Source organism: Pseudomonas sp. AC169 (assembly GCF_979258515.1).
Genome location: NZ_OZ409866.1, coordinates 454,209 through 471,262, shown reverse-complemented (window position 1 = coordinate 471,262; position 17,054 = coordinate 454,209). Strand labels below are relative to the sequence as shown.

The following is a 17,054-nucleotide window of genomic DNA, read 5'->3' as shown; positions in this document are numbered from 1 at the left end:
GCAGGTGCTTTATGTCGAGCAAGAAAAAGTCCCTGGAGATTGAAACCCTGCGCGGCCTGGCGTGCCTGCTGCTGGTGCTCTATCACGTCATCGGCCCGCTGGGTGGCGGGTTGAAGATCGATATCGGCTCGCCGTTCCGGGTGCTCGCCGATTCGATGGTGTACGTGCGCATGCCGCTGTTCACGTTCATCTCCGGGTACATCTATTCCATCTACAAAATTCGTGGCAATGACTTTTCCGCGTTTTTCAGCGGCAAGGTACGGCGTTTGATCGTGCCGCTGTTTTGCGTCGGCGTGCCGTTCTCGGTGTTGCAAGCGGTGGGGCCGGGGGTGAACAAGGATGTCGGCGTGATCGACGCGTTGTTGTCGTTCTGGGTGCCGATCAACCACTTCTGGTTCCTGCAGGCGGTGTTCATTATTTTCATGTTCGTCGGGTTGTTGGAGTGGCGCGGGATGCTGCGTTCGGCGACGCGGTTGTATGGGTTGTTTGCGTTCGCGGCTGTGTTGTTTCTGCTGCCGTCGTTCACGTTCGATGCGTTCGGGATCAATGGCGCGATTTACCTGTTGCCGTTTTTCGTGGCGGGGATGATTGGCCAGGAGAACGTCGACGCGCTGAAGCAACGCTTCAAAGTGATCGGGCCGTTGGTGTTTGTGCTGATTTCGTTGACGCTGTTGTATGTGGCGGCGATTGATCGTGAGTTGATTGTTGATCGTCGCAGTTTGATCGGTCTGACCGTGGGTTGCGTGTCCTGCATCGCGCTGCTGTCGAGTGATGTGCGCTCGAAGGCGCTGACCTGGCTCGGTGGCTATTCCTATGCGATTTTCCTGTTTCATGTGCTGTTCGCGGCGACGTCGCGGTTTGTGCTGGGGCGGTTGGGGGTGAAGGATGAGAGCTTGCTGGTGCTCGGCGGCTTGAGTTGTGGCTTGCTCGGGCCGGTGGTGTTGTCGATGGTTTTCAGTCGGTTCAATTTCACTTCTGTGCTGTTCCTTGGGGAGCGTGCGGCGAAGAAGAAACCCTTGGTGCCTGGCACCCCGGTGGTGCAACCACAAAGCAGCTAAGAGCTTCGCGAGCAAGCTCGCTCCCACAGGGATGGTGTGACTTGTAGAGATCCACTGTGGGAGCGAGCTTGCTCGCGAAGGGGCCATTCCAGACTGAAGGAAATTTTGCATGTTGGCAGTAGATGACGCTCAACCCGTCGCGGCGTCGGTGGTTCAGGTGGGCGATGCGCGCGAGCGTTTCTCGCAGTGGCGTGAAGGCAAGGCCGGCAAGGTCTTGTCGGTTTCGGTGATCGGCGACAGCTACAGCGCCGGGCAGGATTTCTACCTGAACAAACTGGTGCAACGCGTGGCCGGGGAGGTGGGGTTTGCCGGGCCCGGTTACGTCGGTTTCAACCATGGCGCGGCGTTGGGCGGCACGCATTTCAAATACACCCGCAGCAGTGACAAGTACTTTGGTGGCGACTGGAAGGTTTCAGACCTGGGGCAGGCGAGTCCGGACAGCCGCACAGTGACGGGGCGCCCAGGTGCCTGGCTGCAAGTGGATGCCAGCCCTACGCCGCGCATCGATAGCGCTGTCACTCAGGCGAAACTGCTTTACCTCGGCAATGGCGAATCCAGCGAGATCCGCTATCGCTGGTCACCTTCAGAAGACTGGCAGCCCATGACGCTGACAGGCGCAGGGGTTCAGGAAGTGCCATTGACGGGCCTCTCGGCAGCGAAAGACTGGTCATTCAAACTGGAAGTGTTAAAGGGCTCACCGACGCTGTTCGGCGTGTGGATGAGCAACGATCACAATGGCGTGCGCGTATCGAAACTGGCGGCATCCGGTGCGGCTTCTGCCGACTTCTATCACCAGGATCCGCAATGGCAGGTGCAGTGGAAAGCCGCTGTGTCGAAAATCCCCGCTGACGTTTACCTGATCATGCTCGGCGGCAATGATCAGGGTTTCGGCGTGAAGCCTGCGCAGTACCTGCAGAACGTTCAGGGGCTGGTGGGCATGCTGCGTGAGATTCAACCGCAGGCGAGCATCAACCTGATCATGCGTCAGGACACCACGCGCTCCAGTGCGTATCCGATGTCGGCGTACGCACAGGTGCTTGAACCGTGGGCGCGGGAGCAGCATCTGGGGTACGCCAATCTTCAGTGTGCGTTCGGGCCGGACGTTAAACGCTACGCGGCGGCGATGATCGGCCCGGACAAGATTCATCCGGTGCCGGCCACGGGCGGGAAGGTGATTGCCGATTACTTCTACGGCTGGATCATGGGCGCCAAGGACCGGTGCGATGCCGCCCCTAAATAACACGCAAACCCCAGAGCGGTGATCGTTCCCACGCTCCGCGTGGGAATGCATCCTGTGACGCTCTGCGTCACTCAGCGAAGGGACGCGGAGCGTCCCGGGCGGCATTCCCACGCGGAGCGTGGGAACGATCAGGCGTCCGGTGTGAAACTGTCGACCTGCTCAAGCAATTCCGCAAGCTTCTGCGGCATCAGCCGCGTATCGCACCGAGTCTCAACATTGATGATGATCGCCGGATCGTTGCAGCAAATCCGCACGCGAAAGCGCCAGTCGCTGAAGATCACTTTCAGCCCGTCACGGTCATCCATTTCCAGCGCCTGCGCGCCATACAGCTTTTTCAGGTGAGCGAGCAGGGGATAGGGATCGCGCAGCGGCCGGCGGATATCACCGGACGCCGGAAACACGCCGATCCGCTCCACCAGCAGAATCGTTCCCAGCCAGGATTCATTGGCGCTGGGCAACGGCTGATGGCGGGACAACCAACTCATCACCCCGAGGTTACCCACCTCGCGTTCAATCTCTACGGAATGTTGTGCAATGTTCATGGTGGCCTCGTCGGGTGGGGGGAGCCGTCTCAGCGGCCCTTGAGATAGACGTTTTCGTAGCAGAAGTTGGTCGCCTGCAAGTAACCTTCGGCATCACCGCAATCAAAGCGCAGGCCTTTGAATTTGTAGGCCAGCACGCAACCGTTCTGTGCCTGTTTCATCAGCGCGTCGGTGATCTGGATCTCGCCGCCCTTGCCTGGCTGGGTGTCGGCGATCAGGTCGAAAATATCCGGCGTGAGGATGTAGCGACCGATGATCGCCAGGTTCGACGGCGCGTCTTGCGGCGCTGGTTTTTCCACCATGTTGTTGACCCGGTAGATGCCGTCGGAAATCAGCTCACCAGCGATCACACCGTACTTGTGAGTCTGGTCGGCAGGGACTTCCTGAATCGCGACGATCGAGCAGCGGAATTTCTTGTACAGCTGGATCATCTGGCTGAGTACGCCATCGCCTTCGAGGTTCAGGCACAGGTCATCGGCCAGCACCACGGCAAACGGTTCGTCGCCGATCAGCGGACGACCGCTGAGAATCGCGTGGCCCAGGCCTTTCATTTCCACCTGACGGGTGTAGGAGAAGGTGCAGGTATCGATCAGCTCGCGGGTGCCGGCGAGGAATTTCTCTTTCTCGGTGCCACGGATCTGGTGTTCGAGTTCGTAGCTGATGTCGAAATGGTCTTCCAGCGCACGCTTGCCGCGGCCGGTGACGATGGCCATGTGTTGCAGACTGGCGTCCCGTGCTTCTTCAACGGCGTATTCGATCAACGGCTTGTTGACGATCGGCAGCATCTCTTTCGGCATGGCTTTGGTGGCCGGCAAGAAACGCGTGCCATAGCCGGCAGCGGGGAACAAACATTTACGAATCATAAAAGTATCCTGGACAGTCATGGAACACAGGCGACAGATGCGCGCACTAATAACGGGCGTACAAGTTCAATGTTGGATTGAAGGCTTACTTTAATACCTGAGTCAGGTTATTAATGGCAAATGCGAGTGACGGTAAAACACGACAATGTTATGAGATGTCGGTAAGTGCGTTATTGGTTATTTTTAGTCGGTATCTGTTGATAGTGATGAGTGCACAGGGAGTGCTAATAAGTAGCGGGGCAATACAGTGTGACCTGCAAAAATATTTATTGCCAGTCATTGAACTAGTTTTGTTTTCGGTTGTTGTCGCCTGTTTGTGTGGATTGTGACACATCTTCAATAAAACAGGCTTGACACGCTACTTGTCACTCATCCAAAGACGGATCGAACTATGAAGATTCTGGTAACGGGTGGTGCCGGTTATATCGGCTCGCACACCACACTTGCGCTGCTCGAAGCAGGTTATGAAGTTGTCGTACTGGATAATCTTTGCAACAGCAGTGAAGCCGCGTTGCACGCCGTTGAGGGCATATGCGGCAAGAGTGCCTGGATGATTCGCGGCGATGTCTGTGACCGGGCACTGCTTGACCGGATCTTCCGCGAGCACAACATCGAAGCGGTACTGCATTTTGCTGGCCTGAAAGCGGTCGGCGAAAGCGTGCGCAAGCCGCTCGAGTACTACGAAACCAACGTCAGCGGCAGCATCAATCTGTGCCAGGCGATGGCGGCGGCGGGGGTGTTCCGGCTGGTGTTCAGCTCCTCGGCCACGGTGTACGGCGAGCCTGAGCAGATGCCGATCCGCGAGGATTTCCCCACCGGCAATCCGACCAATCCCTACGGCCAGTCCAAGCTGATCGTCGAGAATGTTCTGCGTGACCTGAGCCTGGCCGAGCCGCGCTGGAGCATCGCCTTGCTGCGCTACTTCAACCCGATCGGCGCGCACGACAGCGGCCACATGGGCGAAGACCCCAACGGCATCCCCAATAATCTGGTGCCTTACATCAGCCAGGTCGCGGTCGGAAGCCTTCAGGAATTGTCGATCTTCGGCAACGATTACCCAACCGTCGATGGCACCGGTGTGCGCGATTACATCCACGTCGTCGATCTGGCGGACGGGCACTTGAAGGCGTTGCAATCGATCTCCGAACGCACTGGCATTCATACCTGGAACCTTGGCACTGGCGATGGCTACAGCGTTCTGCAGGTGCTCCACGCCTTCGAACAGGCCTGCGGGCAACCAGTGCCGTACCGGATGATGCCGCGACGCTCCGGGGATATTGCCGAGAGCTGGGCCGACGCCTCCAAGGCTGCGAAGGAACTTGGCTGGAAAGCCACGCGCAACTTGCAGGACATGGTGACTGACACTTGGCGCTGGCAATCGAACCATCCCCAAGGCTACTCGCGATGATGGCCATTTAGTCCAATGTTATTTTCAGTCAGCTTGTTAGATAACGTCGGGAAATTACACTGGCAATGCCTTTTGCAAGTCCGTAGATATAAACCTGCCGTTCGACTTTTATCAGTTGGGTAAGACTGTGAAAGAACGACGGATCATGTTCGCGCTTTTTGCGGACTTGAACTCACCACCGCTAACTCAGACCGGTTTTTTAACAGGTCGAATGTTAGAAAGGAGTTGATATGAAAAAAGTGATGGCAGTTGCCCTGTTGACGATGTTGAGCAACTGGGCTGCCGCCGCTGAAGCACCGCTGACAGCGGTAACCAATGTAGGTGGCAACGTGGCGGCTTCTCAAGCGCCCGCAGCCAGTACTGCAATGGTTGCCAGTGCTGTAGCGGCGTCTAACAGCGGTGGCAGTGCCAACGGCGGTACCACCGGTACGACGGGTACCACCGGTACAACCGGCACGCATAACTAACAGGAAGTTCTGTTAGTGCAGTACAAGGTCGCCCGACGCAAGTCGGGTGACTTTGTTTTTGGATTCGCCCTTGAATAGCGTAGTGCCATTATGACTCGTAGTGTTTATCTTTTAATGTTGGCAAGTCTCGCTTTGCAAGGTTGCATGTTTTCCCCCGGTCAATACCTCAGCACCAGTGACATCACCCGCCAGGGTGCCAGCGAAAGCAGCCGGGTCGAGCTGATCCCGATCACGCCCAAGCTGATCGCCATGAACCGCGCCACGCAAAAGCGTGAGTCGTTGCCGCCGGAGCTGTTGGCGACCCCGGCCGAATACCGCATCGGCAACAATGATGTCTTGTACATCACCGTGTGGGATCACCCTGAGCTGACGGCCCCGTCCGGCGCGCAACAACAGATCGATGCCAACGGCCGACTGGTACGCTCCGACGGCACGCTGTATTACCCGTTCATCAAGGAAGTCCAGGCCACCGGCCGGACCATCCAGCAACTGCGCTCGGACATCGAACAGCGGCTGTCGGCGTTCATCGCCGAGCCGCAAGTCGATGTCGCGGTGTTGCGTTTCGCCAGCCAGAAAGTCGTGGTCACCGGCGCGGTCACCAAGGCCGGCCCGCAAGCGATTTCCACCAATCCGCTAAGCGTGGTCGAAGCCCTCGGTTCGGCCGGCATCGACACCAACAACGCCGATTTGTCCGGGCTGCTGCTGACGCGTAAGGGTCGCACTTATCCGCTCAATCTCGACTCGCTCAATCAGCAGGATTCCGAGTTGCAGAATGTCTACCTCAAGGGCGGCGATCAGCTGTATCTGCCGTACAACGACAACAAGCGCATCTACGTAATGGGCGAGGTCAATCAGCCGCGCGCGCTGAGTTTCAAGACCGCGACGATGAACCTCACCGACGTGCTCGGTTCGGTCGGTGGCCTGGCCCAGACCACCTCCAATGGCAACGCGGTCTACGTCATTCGTGGTGTGGAAAACCTCGATGTCGAGCCGGCCAAGATCTACCAGCTGGAAGCCGAATCGCCGACCGCCATGGCGCTCGCTTCGCACTTCGAAGTCCGCCCGCAGGACGTGGTGTATGTCGGGCCTGCCAACGTGACTCGCTGGAACCGTCTGATCAGCCAGTTGGTGCCGTCGGCATCGATTGTCGGCACTGGCGCTTCCGCTGCGAAGAACTGGAGCGAATACAGTAACAACAGCAAATAAGGTCGCCGACTTTGAACATTCTGAAAGTTGGCCTGTGCCTGATGGCGGCCTCGTTGCTGTGTGGCTGTAACCCGCTGATGAGCGCTTCGTTGAACAACCTCAAAGCCGCAGTGGTCGGCCCCGATGAAGTCGACGTGTCGGCGGCCGAAGTGGCCGGGGTCAACTACCCGCAACTGAAACTGACCACGCCCTCCGGCTCCGGGGTGCTGGCGCTGGTGCGTGAGCGCGAAGACCTGCAGTTCTGGGTCGCATCCGGCAAGCAAGTGCTGCTGCTGCGCAATGGCCTCGCTGTGCGCACCATTGGTTTGGGCCTGGAAGGCGATCTGGATGGCACGCGGTTGGCCGATGACGCGCCGTTCAAGCAAGGCCTGCATCACGTCGCGGACGGTTTCACCACGCGGCGCTGGATCGACCTCTATAAGGGCCAGGAAGTCGGGGTGATCGTCAACAGCCGCTTCTCCCGCCGCTCGGAACAGACCCTGCAGATTCTCGACAAGAAATACACCGTGCTGCGTGTCGATGAACACATTGACGCCCCGGCCATTGGCCTGAGCGCGACCAATCGTTACTGGGTTGACCCGCGTGACGGTTTCATTTTGCAGAGCGAGCAGCAACTGACGACGCAACTGCGCGTCAAGGTTGTGCAACTGACCCCTGATCGCAGGCACCTGCCGTGATGCGCCTGAAAATGTTGTCGGCGAGTTTGATGCTGATCGCGAGTGTGAGTCAGGCGGCCGTCACGGTGTCGGGCGATATCGCCAATCCCGGGGCGATCCCGCTGCCACCCAACGGGCGTTTGCTCGACGTGATCGGCGAAGCCGTGCCGAATGCCGAAGGCTACTGGCTGGCGGGCGGCTTGCTGCGGCAGTCGCTGATTGAGGAGCAGACACGGCTCAAGGTCGGTGTGCTGTTTGATCTGGATGTGCTGCAACGCATGTCGATGCTGTTCGACCTGCCGAGTCGTGCAGCGCTGGCGCAGCGCATTGCCGAAGAAGTGCGGCGGATGCCGGTGACCGGACGGCAGATCGCCGATCTCGACCCGGTGGCGCTGGAAGTCGGCTTCGCGCGCAACATTCGCCTCGACGACGGTGATCGTCTGGTTTATCCGAAGCGCGTCGATGAAGTGCAAGTGTTGGGCGCGGTCGCCGAGCCGTGCCACTTGCCGTATCAGCCGTTGCAGGAGGCGCGTGAGTACTTGCAAGGCTGTTCGATCCTGAGCGATGCCGAAGCCGATTACCTGTGGCTGATCCAGCCCAACGGCGTGTCGCGACGCGTCGGCATCGCGCACTGGAATCGCGAGTCCGGGCAGTTTCCGGTGGCCGGCAGCAAGATTCTGGTGCCGTTGAAAAATGATGATCTTGATCCGCCTCTTCCTGAACTGAATCAGCAGTTGGCCGAATTCATTGCCACGCAGCTGGCCGAGGTGGTTCGTTGAAGTTACGTTTCGCAGCTGTATTGTTATTGCCCTGCGGTCTGGCGCATGCCGAGCCGCGCATTACCCAGAATGACTTCGGTGGCACCGGTCTGTTGCAGACGCCGACCGCGCGCATGGCCCCGGCCGGCGAGTTGAGCGTCAACGCCAACCGCACCGATCCGTACAGCCGCTACAGCGTGTCGTTGCAGCCGCTGGACTGGCTCGAAGGCTCGTTTCGCTACACCGCGATCACCAACCGGCCGTACGGCTCGGAGGCCCTCAGCGGCAGTCAAAGCTATAAGGATAAGGCGGTCGACGTCAAAGTCCGGCTGTGGCAGGAGAGCCACTGGCTGCCCGATGTGGCGCTGGGCTTCCGAGACGTCGGCGGTACGGGTTTGTTCTCCAGTGAGTTTTTCGTCGCCAACAAGCGCTACGACAACTTCGATTTCAGCGCCGGGATTGCCTGGGGTTACCTCGGTAATCGCGGCGATCTCGACAACCCGCTGGGCTACGTCAGCGATCGCTTTGATACCCGGCCGGCTCTTGAAGGCACCGGTGACGTCAACTCGGGTTCTTACTTTCGTGGCCGGCCGTCGTTCTTCGGTGGTGTGAGCTATCAGACGCCGTGGGATCGCCTCAGCCTGAAACTCGAATACGAAGGCAACGATTACAAAAACGAGCCGAAGGACAATGAGATCAAACAGGACTCGCCGATCAACCTCGGCGCGGTGTTCAAAGTCACCGACTCGGTCGATGTCAGCGCGGCGTGGGAACGCGGTAATACGGCGATGTTTGGCGTGACCTTTCACACCAATTTTGTCAGCCGCAAGGCACCGGCGAAGACTTACGACCCGACCCCGGAACCGCTGCCGGCGAAGATGCCGACCACAGCGATGGATCAGGTCAACTGGGCTAACGTCTCGCAGCGTTTGCAGCAGAATGCCGGCTACAAGGTCGAGCGCATCACCCAGCGTGATTCCGAGCTGATTGTGTATGGCGAGCAGCAGCGCTACTTCCATTCGTCCAAGGCTGTCGGGCGGGCGAGCCGGATTCTCGACAACAGCGTTAACGACGACATCGACTGGTTCACCGTGGTCAACAAGCGCTACGACTTGCCGCTGGAAGAAACCAGTGTGCCGCGCCAGACCTTCCGCGAAGTGATCAACAACGAAGAGCCACTTGAGTCGCTGCACCGCACCACCGAGATCAACCCGGCGATGCCGCACAACGAGAAAACCCTCTACACCGAAGCACCGCAGCATTTCAGCTATGGCGTCGGGCTGGGCTTCAAGCAGAACGTCGGCGGCCCGGATGGCTTGCTCTATCAATTGAGCGCTGATGCCGACGCCGAATACCGCTTTAACCGCAACACCTGGTGGAGCGGTTTGCTCAGTGCCAACCTGGCCAACAACTTCGACAAATTCACCTACGACGCGCCGAGCGGTCTGCCGCGTGTGCGCACGGATTTGCGTCAGTACCTGACCACGTCTAACACGACCATGCCGTTGTTCCAGGTCAGCCATGCCGAGCAGTTGGACAAAGACTGGTATGGCATGGTGTATGGCGGTTATCTGGAGTCGATGTTTGCCGGTGTCGGCGGTGAGGTGCTGTTCCGCCCGACCGGTGAGCGCTGGTCGGTGGGCGCGGATCTGAACTGGGTGCGTCAGCGTGATTTCGATCAGGGTTTTGCCCTGCGCGATTACTCGGTGGTGACCGGGCATGTCACGGCGTATACCGATTTACCGTTCGATACGTTGGCGGCGGTGAGCGTCGGGCGTTATCTGGCTGGGGATTGGGGTGGCACCGTGGACATCTCGCGCGAGTTCTTCAATGGTGTGCGCTTTGGTGCATGGGCGACGATCACCACGGCGGGCAGTGCTGAATACGGCGAAGGTAGTTTCGACAAAGGCATCTACCTGTCGATACCGTTCGACGAAATGATGAGCATGTCGACCATGCGCCGCGCCAACCTGGTCTGGGCCCCGCTGACCCGTGACGGTGGTGCGCGACTGAGCCGCAGCTACCAACTGCACTCGATGACCGATAGCCGGGAAGGGGATATGTTCTATCGTAATTTCGAGAAGATCACGGAGTAAGCGCGGATCTCCCGAACACCCCGCAAACCAGTGGGAGCGAGCCTGCTCGCGATAGCGTCGGCACAGTCAGCATTATTGTTGCCTGACCCACCGCTTTCGCGAGCAGGCTCGCTCCCACATCGGTTATTTGTCGCATCCAAAATCCTGGAGCAATCCCGAATCCCTGTGGGAGCGAGCTTGCTCGCGAAGGCGTCAGCACAGTCAGCATCCTAGTTGCCTGACCCACCGCTTTCGCGAGCAAGCTCGCTCCCACATTGGTTATTTGTCGCATCCAAAATCCTGGAGCAATCCCGAATCCCTGTGGGAGCGAGCTTGCTCGCGAAGGCGTCAGCACAGTCAGCATCCTAGTTGCCTGACCCACCGCTTTCGCGAGCAAGCTCGCTCCCACAGTTTTGCGTCTGCCGATCAGTCAATGCCAGCGCCAAATCCCAGACACAAAAAAGGGGACTTTCGTCCCCTTGCGGTATGCAGCTTCGAACCTCAGTAAATATCCTTCGACAGCAACGTAAACGGCGTCTTCACCAGGATCTTCAGATCCAGCCACAACGACCAACTGTTGATGTACTGCAGGTCAATCTCCACGCGCTTCTGCATCTTGTCGATGGTGTCCGTCTCACCGCGGCAGCCGCTGATCTGGGCCAGCCCGGTGATCCCCGGTTTAATCCGGTGACGCGCCATGTACGCGAGGATTTTCCCCGAGTAGTAGTTGTTGTGCGCGACAGCATGCGGGCGAGGGCCGACCAGGGCCATATGCCCCTGCAACACGTTGAACAGTTGCGGCAGCTCATCCAGCGAAGTGCGGCGAATAAAGCGACCGACTGCGGTAATGCGCGAGTCATTACGGCTGGCCTGCTTCACGTCACGGTCATCGTGAACACGCATCGAGCGGAACTTCCAGACCTTGATCACCTTGCCGTTCCAGCCATGACGATCCTGCTTGAAAAACACTGGGCCGGGCGAGTTGATCTTCACTGCCAGCGCAATGATCAGCAGGATCGGGCTCAGCGCGATGATCGCCAGAAACGCCACGGTTTTCTCGACCAGACTCTTGCTCAAAGCCGCAGTAGGGCGGCTGGTCAGCGGGCTTTCGTTTAAATAGATCGCCGGCAGACCGTCCACAACCTTCACGGAGTGATTGAGCAGCGTCAGACTGTTCAAGTCCGGCACCCACACCACATCAACGTTGGCCCCTAGCAAGTCACCATAAATCGCCTCGATTTTCGCGGCTTCGCACAACGGCAGGGTGATGTACAAGCGACGGATGTCATGCGCCTCAATCAGCTCCAGCAACTGCTCCTGATCGCCGACCACGCGCGGTGCATCCGAACCCAGCGCAGACACATCACCATTGCTGACCAAACCTACCAATGGCAGGTTTTCCAGTTGGCTGAGCTTCTTCGCCAGACCCAACGCCAGCTCGCCAGTGCCGACGATCAGCGTCTTGTGTTCGCTTTTACGCGAACGCTGGTAGTACTTGGAAAACGCATGCAGCGGAGCGTAGAGAAACGCCTGACCGAGGAAGCCATACACCGCCCAGCTCAGAATCACCTGCCGCGAAAACAGCTCATCGGCCTGGCAGACAAAGGCGATGCACGCCAGCGCCGCCATGGTCATCGACCAACCCATGAACAGTCGACCGAGACCGGTCAGGTAGTTGTCACGTTTGCGATAAACACCGCTAAACGTATAAGCCGGCACTGACGCCAGTACCGCCAGGGTTGCACACATCCGGTAGTAAAACGCGACCGTCCCGGTGTGCTGCTCGGCGAGTATGAACAACAGCGTCACCACAAAGCCTTGTGCCAGCGCCCATTGGCCCCAAAAGGTCAGTCCCTTGAGGCCTGTGCTTCGATTGATACTTAAAGAAAGATCCATACGGTATCCCCAAAAGACGTCCATTCAGGTTTCAACAGTTGAAAACCGAGTTGTTATGCAGACTTATTGTTTTTGTTCTAACGAGTGTCCTGAGGTAACAACATCGATATGCCGAACTGTCGTCAGTCAATAGACTAAGTTATTGGCTGGAATGGTGTCTGACGAGTTCTAACAAGATGGCACAGTGCCAACTTTTTAATAATTAAATAGAAGGGTGTTAGAAAAGGTCGTAGAGCGAGGGGTGAATAAAGTATGTTGTATTTGTTACTGTTGGAAGGGTGGAGGCAGGGAATTGTTAATTCAGGGAGGAAGATGAAGCCAAACAGAGTGCTCTTGTTGTTTTTGTAATCGCACTTTTGTCTGTTTGTTCTGTTCGTGGAAGTCTTGCGGGGTTACGCGACGATTTCCTGAATCAGGCAATAACCGCGGTTTCTGACGGCACGAAACAGTCGCTCACCATTACTGGCGCTTTTGAATTTGTCTTGCAGGCGACTCAGGCACATTTCCAGGCCGCGATATTGTTCCGGTTCTCGACCGATGCTGAGAATCAGCTCGTCACGACTGACAACGCGCTCTTCATGGCTGAGCATTTTGCGGACCAGTGCAGTTTCAAGGCCGGTCAGGCTGATTTCGACACCTTCTTTGACCAGTGCCCCCTGATCATGGTCAAGATGCCAGGTTTCATTGCCAGGCATGTCACCTTCAATGGCAGGCGGCATATTGCGGGTTTCCGCAGTTATCGCCGGGGCATTCTGGAAGGGATTGGCCGATTGCGCTGCCAGCCATTCGGACTCAAGTGTGGCCAATATCCGCTGAGTATCGTGTTCAATACTGCGCGCAACATTTTTTCGACTGATGTTTGGATATGTGAACTCCATCACCATTGGAGCGGAAGAGGGCGAATCAACCCCTTCAAACGAGTTGAAGCGTTCCCTGGACAGGATGCTCTCCAGTTCACGTTGCGACGTTGTACTGTGAGTCACGACAACAAAATATTTCCTTGGGAGGGTTGTACTAGTTTCCATGTCTCTCTCCTAAATACACACCAAAATTGGCTAAAAGAAAAATCGGCAGGCGAGCAATGACTTCCTCGGAAGTAATCGATAGGCAGGGTCTGGGCCCAAGATTGGCCCTCGATAAATTCCACTCGATCTGCTGCTATGTTATGGAGTTTTATTGTTATGGGGCGTGTTGTCGCGCTCATTCAATTGCTTGATTTGAAACAGGCGTGAAGCAGAACGGGAGCTATATGGTTGCATCAGACGATCCTTCGTACGTATGCAAAAGGGAAGGCTGCCCGAGACTCAGGCAGTCGATATCAGACCCCGCAGCAGGCGATAGCCATAGCCGCGAATGCTCTGAATCGCGTTTGTACCATACATGTCCTTGATTTTTCCACGCAAGCGACTGATTGATTTTTCCAGCGCTCGAGGGTCGTAGAAATTGCTGTTGAGGCCCATGATGCTGGCGATTTCATCATGGCTCAGGATGTGATTGCTGGTTTGCGCGAAGGCTTCGAGGATCTTCATTTCCGCAAACGAGATATCGAGTTTCTTGCTGGCGTCCGTCAGGCAGATACGCGTCGGATCAAGTGTCAGATTGATATCCCGTTGCCATTCTTCACTGTTGAAGAACTCGCCCAGCAACTCGGCGCCATCGTCGGAAAGGGTATTGAGCTTGATACAAACATCCGCGCCAGCCAGATAATATTTGATCTTGTTGAAGGCGCCGCGACCGGTGATGACCGCGCAAATGATCGGCTTCAAGTTGTCGCTGCGCAGGTTCTCGACCAGCGCCAGATTGTCTTCGAGGGCCTGTGGGCTGTCGATAACCAGGAAGATCGCTCGATACGAACCAGACTGTTCATTCAACTGATATGAACTAGTGTACGCATCGGCTTCGAGCGCCATATCAGTGCGTAAATGCTGGGCGACTAGCGCTTTGAAATGTTCAGCCACGCCACGGGTACGACCCAGAGTAAGAACACCAGGTTCGTCGTTTGTCGGGCGCGGACTTCTAGTCGCTAAGTTCCCTGAGAGCATCATGCATTGACTCGAATTAAGTGCTGACATCGGGATGTTAAAGCACCGGTTCTCATCTGTGACTGACAATTGGTAACATTTGCGCGGATTTTAGACGTGTCTCGCGAGTTTTCTAACAATAATTAAGCTTTTCAAGCTTTTAGTTGATTTTCTCGGAGGGGTGAACTACTGCTTAGATGGTGGCGATATGCAATGGTGCCACTATTTTGAGGTGAATGCGATAGCTTTGTCTATGTCCAATTGCCACTGTCTGGCCATCTCGGAATAATGTGATATTGATCACACTTTATTGGCAGAGCAACTTTTTTCTGCAAGAAGGCCTAAATATTTCCTGCGTAGTTCGTCAGCCGACGATTACTAACATGGCTTGAGTGTGTCTTTTAATAAGACGTAATCTTCTTGGCTGCTGAACTTTTGCGTTTATGTATGTCAATGGTCTCACTGCAGATACTCAACCCCTGAGTGTTATTACCCGGTCGCTCATCAAGAGCGCTCTGACGGAGGATTAATGGATTTCTGGACCCTTTTCCAGGTGTTGATATTAGGTGCGGTAGAAGGCCTGACCGAGTTCTTGCCGATCTCGAGTACCGGCCACCAGATCATCGTCGCCGACCTGCTGGAATTCGGCGGTGAACGCGCCATGGCGTTCAACATCATTATTCAACTGGGTGCCATTCTTGCCGTCGTCTGGGAGTTTCGACCGAAGATCTTTGAAATCGTCAAAGGCCTGCCAACTCAACGCAATGCTCAACGTTTCACCCTCAACTTGCTGATCGCCTTTCTGCCCGCCGTGGTCTTGGGCGTATTGTTTGCCGACGCCATCCACGAATACCTGTTTAACCCGATTACCGTCGCCGTGGCATTGGTCGTCGGCGGCATCATCATGCTGTGGGCCGAACAGCGCAGCCATGTGATCAGCGTCGAACACGTCGACGACATGCGCTGGTCCCACGCACTGAAAGTCGGATTCGTACAATGCCTGGCGATGATTCCCGGCACCTCACGCTCCGGCTCGACCATCATCGGCGGTCTGCTCTTCGGCCTGTCGCGCAAAGCCGCCACCGAGTTCTCGTTCTTCCTCGCCATGCCCACCATGGTCGGCGCCGCCGTGTACTCCGGCTACAAATACCGCGACCTGTTCCAGCCCAACGACTTGCCAGTCTTTGCCCTCGGCTTCGTCACTGCCTTCATCTTCGCGATGATCGCCGTGCGCGGCTTGCTCAAGTTTATTGCCAACCACAGCTATGCCGCGTTCGCCTGGTATCGGATCGCGTTTGGTTTATTGATTCTGGCGACTTGGCTGTTTGGCTGGGTCAACTGGACCGCCGCAGCGGCGGCCTGATCACTGAACGCTGATCAACGCCGCCACGGCGAGATCGTTTAATGCCGAAACCGGCGACTCCTGGCGGTAGCGCTGCAAGGCCGAGGTGAAATACGCGGCCTGCAGCATTCCGTCGCTGGCGAGATAGAGTCGCGCGTCTTCCTGTTCTTCAGCAGAGTAAACACGCTTGTGACTGTCGGTCGTTTCCTGGCTAGACGAAATAGGTGCGAGGATTAAAGACACCAAGGTGAAGCCGGAAAACTGCGTGACCTCCCACGGCGTATCGGTACGGCCCATGCAAAAGCCATCGCAGTGCGCATAAACGTCGGAAGTGAAGCTGAACAAAGCGAGGAGGGTGAAACGCTTGAAAGCAGAAAAAGTAAACGCGGGCATAAACAAAAGACATCCTGTCAGTACAACAAAACACCGGGCAACGCTCATGCGTCACCCGCACACTCAAAACTTCAATCAACGACCTTCAAGCAACTCAGCCGCCTGATCCAGCAACGCCAACGGATCCTTGGCCTTGTGAATATCCACCGACAACAACTGACGGAATTTCCGTGCCCCCGGGAACCCCGTGCCCAGGCCCAACACATGGCGCGTGATGTGATGCATCGCCCCACCCGCCAGCAAATGCTCGGCTATATAAGGACGCAACTGCGCCAACGCCTCAGCCCGACTGATCACCGGCGCCGAACTGCCAAACAACTGCTGATCCACCTCCGCCAGCAAATACGGATTGTGATAAGCCTCACGCCCCAACATCACCCCGTCAAAGGTCTGCAAATGTTCATGGCAAGCCTCCATCGTCTTGATCCCGCCATTCAGCACAATCTCCAACGCCGGAAAATCCGCCTTCAGCTGCGCCGCGACGTCATAGCGCAAAGGCGGAATGTCACGATTCTCCTTCGGCGACAACCCCTCCAGAATCGCAATCCGCGCATGCACGGTAAAACTGGTGCAACCGGCATCGCGCACGGTACCGACGAAATCACACAGCTCCGCGTAACTGTCCCGACCGTTGATGCCGATGCGATGCTTCACCGTTACTGGAATCGACACCGCGTCTTGCATTGCCTTCACACAATCCGCCACCAGTTGAGGGTGACCCATCAGGCACGCGCCGATCATGTTGTTTTGCACACGATCGCTTGGGCAGCCGACGTTTAGGTTTACTTCGTCGTAGCCGTGTTCCTGAGCCATGCGCGCGCAGGCGGCCAGATCCAATGGAACACTACCGCCGAGTTGCAAGGCGAGAGGGTGCTCGGCTTCGTTGTGACGGAGGAAGCGTTCGTGATCGCCATTGAGGAGAGCGCCGGTGGTGACCATTTCGGTGTAGAGGAGTGCGTTCTTCGACAGGAGGCGTAGGAAGAAACGGCAATGGCGGTCAGTCCAATCCATCATGGGTGCAACACTAAAGCGCCGAGACAGCGTAGGCATTGGTTTTACTGGGCTAAGGCTCTGATTCTGTACCATTTTACTCAACGTGTTTTCGGCGTGTTTTAGGGCGTTTTCAGGC

General features: G+C 56.8%; 16 protein-coding genes. 9 read left to right on the top strand and 7 right to left on the bottom strand.

What is annotated here, in order from left to right; genetic code table 11:
• Positions 1-11: 11 nt before the first annotated feature.
• Together ACZZ0G_RS02065 and ACZZ0G_RS02060 are read left to right on the top strand one after the other, a co-directional pair.
• Entirely contained in the window at positions 12-1,058 is a 1,047-nt protein-coding gene (locus tag ACZZ0G_RS02065; RefSeq protein ID WP_463555131.1) for an acyltransferase family protein, read from the top strand.
• Between the two features lie 109 nt (positions 1,059-1,167).
• Positions 1,168-2,298: an SGNH/GDSL hydrolase family protein gene (locus tag ACZZ0G_RS02060; RefSeq protein ID WP_463555130.1), complete on the top strand. Its 1,131-nt coding sequence runs from the start codon at positions 1,168-1,170 to the stop codon at positions 2,296-2,298.
• A 128-nt stretch (positions 2,299-2,426) separates the two neighbouring features.
• Here the strand turns inward: ACZZ0G_RS02060 and ACZZ0G_RS02055 are convergent, their stop codons facing one another.
• Together ACZZ0G_RS02055 and galU are read right to left on the bottom strand one after the other, a co-directional pair.
• Positions 2,427-2,840: a mannose-1-phosphate guanylyltransferase gene (locus ACZZ0G_RS02055; RefSeq protein ID WP_463555129.1), complete on the bottom strand. Its 414-nt coding sequence runs from the start codon at positions 2,838-2,840 to the stop codon at positions 2,427-2,429.
• Between the two features lie 29 nt (positions 2,841-2,869).
• The gene (gene galU, locus ACZZ0G_RS02050; RefSeq protein WP_463555128.1) at positions 2,870-3,703 is read right to left on the bottom strand and encodes a UTP--glucose-1-phosphate uridylyltransferase GalU; all 834 of its coding nucleotides are present in this window, start codon (positions 3,701-3,703) and stop codon (positions 2,870-2,872) included.
• 391 nt (positions 3,704-4,094) lie between these two features.
• On the opposite strand from galU, the gene galE reads away from it, so the two are divergent.
• The 6 genes from galE to ACZZ0G_RS02020 all read left to right on the top strand — a co-directional run bounded on the left by galE (position 4,095) and on the right by ACZZ0G_RS02020 (position 10,294).
• Positions 4,095-5,111, top strand: a complete 1,017-nt coding sequence (galE, locus tag ACZZ0G_RS02045; RefSeq protein ID WP_463555127.1) for a UDP-glucose 4-epimerase GalE — start codon at positions 4,095-4,097, stop codon at positions 5,109-5,111.
• Positions 5,112-5,341: 230 nt separating this feature from the next.
• Positions 5,342-5,578, top strand: coding sequence for a hypothetical protein (locus tag ACZZ0G_RS02040; RefSeq protein ID WP_007910552.1), 237 nt, complete (start codon positions 5,342-5,344; stop codon positions 5,576-5,578).
• A gap of 90 nt (positions 5,579-5,668) precedes the next feature.
• A complete protein-coding gene (locus ACZZ0G_RS02035) occupies positions 5,669-6,784 on the top strand; it encodes a polysaccharide biosynthesis/export family protein (protein ID WP_174244467.1) in 1,116 nt (371 codons plus the stop codon).
• A gap of 11 nt (positions 6,785-6,795) precedes the next feature.
• Entirely contained in the window at positions 6,796-7,461 is a 666-nt protein-coding gene (locus ACZZ0G_RS02030) for a YjbF family lipoprotein (protein WP_463555126.1), read from the top strand.
• A complete protein-coding gene (locus ACZZ0G_RS02025) occupies positions 7,461-8,219 on the top strand; it encodes a capsule biosynthesis GfcC family protein (RefSeq protein ID WP_463558810.1) in 759 nt (252 codons plus the stop codon). The genes ACZZ0G_RS02030 and ACZZ0G_RS02025 overlap by 1 nt, the downstream gene beginning before the upstream one ends.
• Entirely contained in the window at positions 8,216-10,294 is a 2,079-nt protein-coding gene (locus tag ACZZ0G_RS02020; protein WP_463555125.1) for a YjbH domain-containing protein, read from the top strand. The genes ACZZ0G_RS02025 and ACZZ0G_RS02020 overlap by 4 nt, the downstream gene beginning before the upstream one ends.
• Before the next feature lie 480 nt (positions 10,295-10,774).
• Here ACZZ0G_RS02020 and ACZZ0G_RS02015 read toward each other — a convergent pair whose 3' ends face one another.
• The 3 genes from ACZZ0G_RS02015 to ACZZ0G_RS02005 all read right to left on the bottom strand — a co-directional run bounded on the left by ACZZ0G_RS02015 (position 10,775) and on the right by ACZZ0G_RS02005 (position 14,214).
• Positions 10,775-12,169, bottom strand: coding sequence for an undecaprenyl-phosphate glucose phosphotransferase (locus ACZZ0G_RS02015; protein ID WP_007950006.1), 1,395 nt, complete (start codon positions 12,167-12,169; stop codon positions 10,775-10,777).
• Positions 12,170-12,561: 392 nt separating this feature from the next.
• Positions 12,562-13,194 (bottom strand): winged helix-turn-helix domain-containing protein, encoded by a 633-nt coding sequence (locus ACZZ0G_RS02010; RefSeq protein WP_463555124.1) that lies wholly within the window; start codon positions 13,192-13,194, stop codon positions 12,562-12,564.
• Between the two features lie 279 nt (positions 13,195-13,473).
• Positions 13,474-14,214, bottom strand: coding sequence for a winged helix-turn-helix domain-containing protein (locus tag ACZZ0G_RS02005; protein ID WP_463555123.1), 741 nt, complete (start codon positions 14,212-14,214; stop codon positions 13,474-13,476).
• Positions 14,215-14,719: 505 nt separating this feature from the next.
• Between ACZZ0G_RS02005 and ACZZ0G_RS02000 the strand changes: the two genes are divergently transcribed.
• Positions 14,720-15,553 (top strand): undecaprenyl-diphosphate phosphatase, encoded by an 834-nt coding sequence (locus tag ACZZ0G_RS02000; protein ID WP_110720582.1) that lies wholly within the window; start codon positions 14,720-14,722, stop codon positions 15,551-15,553.
• On the opposite strand, the gene ACZZ0G_RS01995 is transcribed toward ACZZ0G_RS02000, so the two are convergent.
• Complete coding sequence (locus ACZZ0G_RS01995) at positions 15,554-15,925, bottom strand: DUF2388 domain-containing protein (protein ID WP_463555122.1); 372 nt, start codon at positions 15,923-15,925, stop codon at positions 15,554-15,556.
• A 75-nt stretch (positions 15,926-16,000) separates the two neighbouring features.
• A complete protein-coding gene (dusA, locus tag ACZZ0G_RS01990; RefSeq protein WP_099756768.1) occupies positions 16,001-16,975 on the bottom strand; it encodes a tRNA dihydrouridine(20/20a) synthase DusA in 975 nt (324 codons plus the stop codon).
• Between the last annotated feature and the right edge of the window lie 79 nt (positions 16,976-17,054).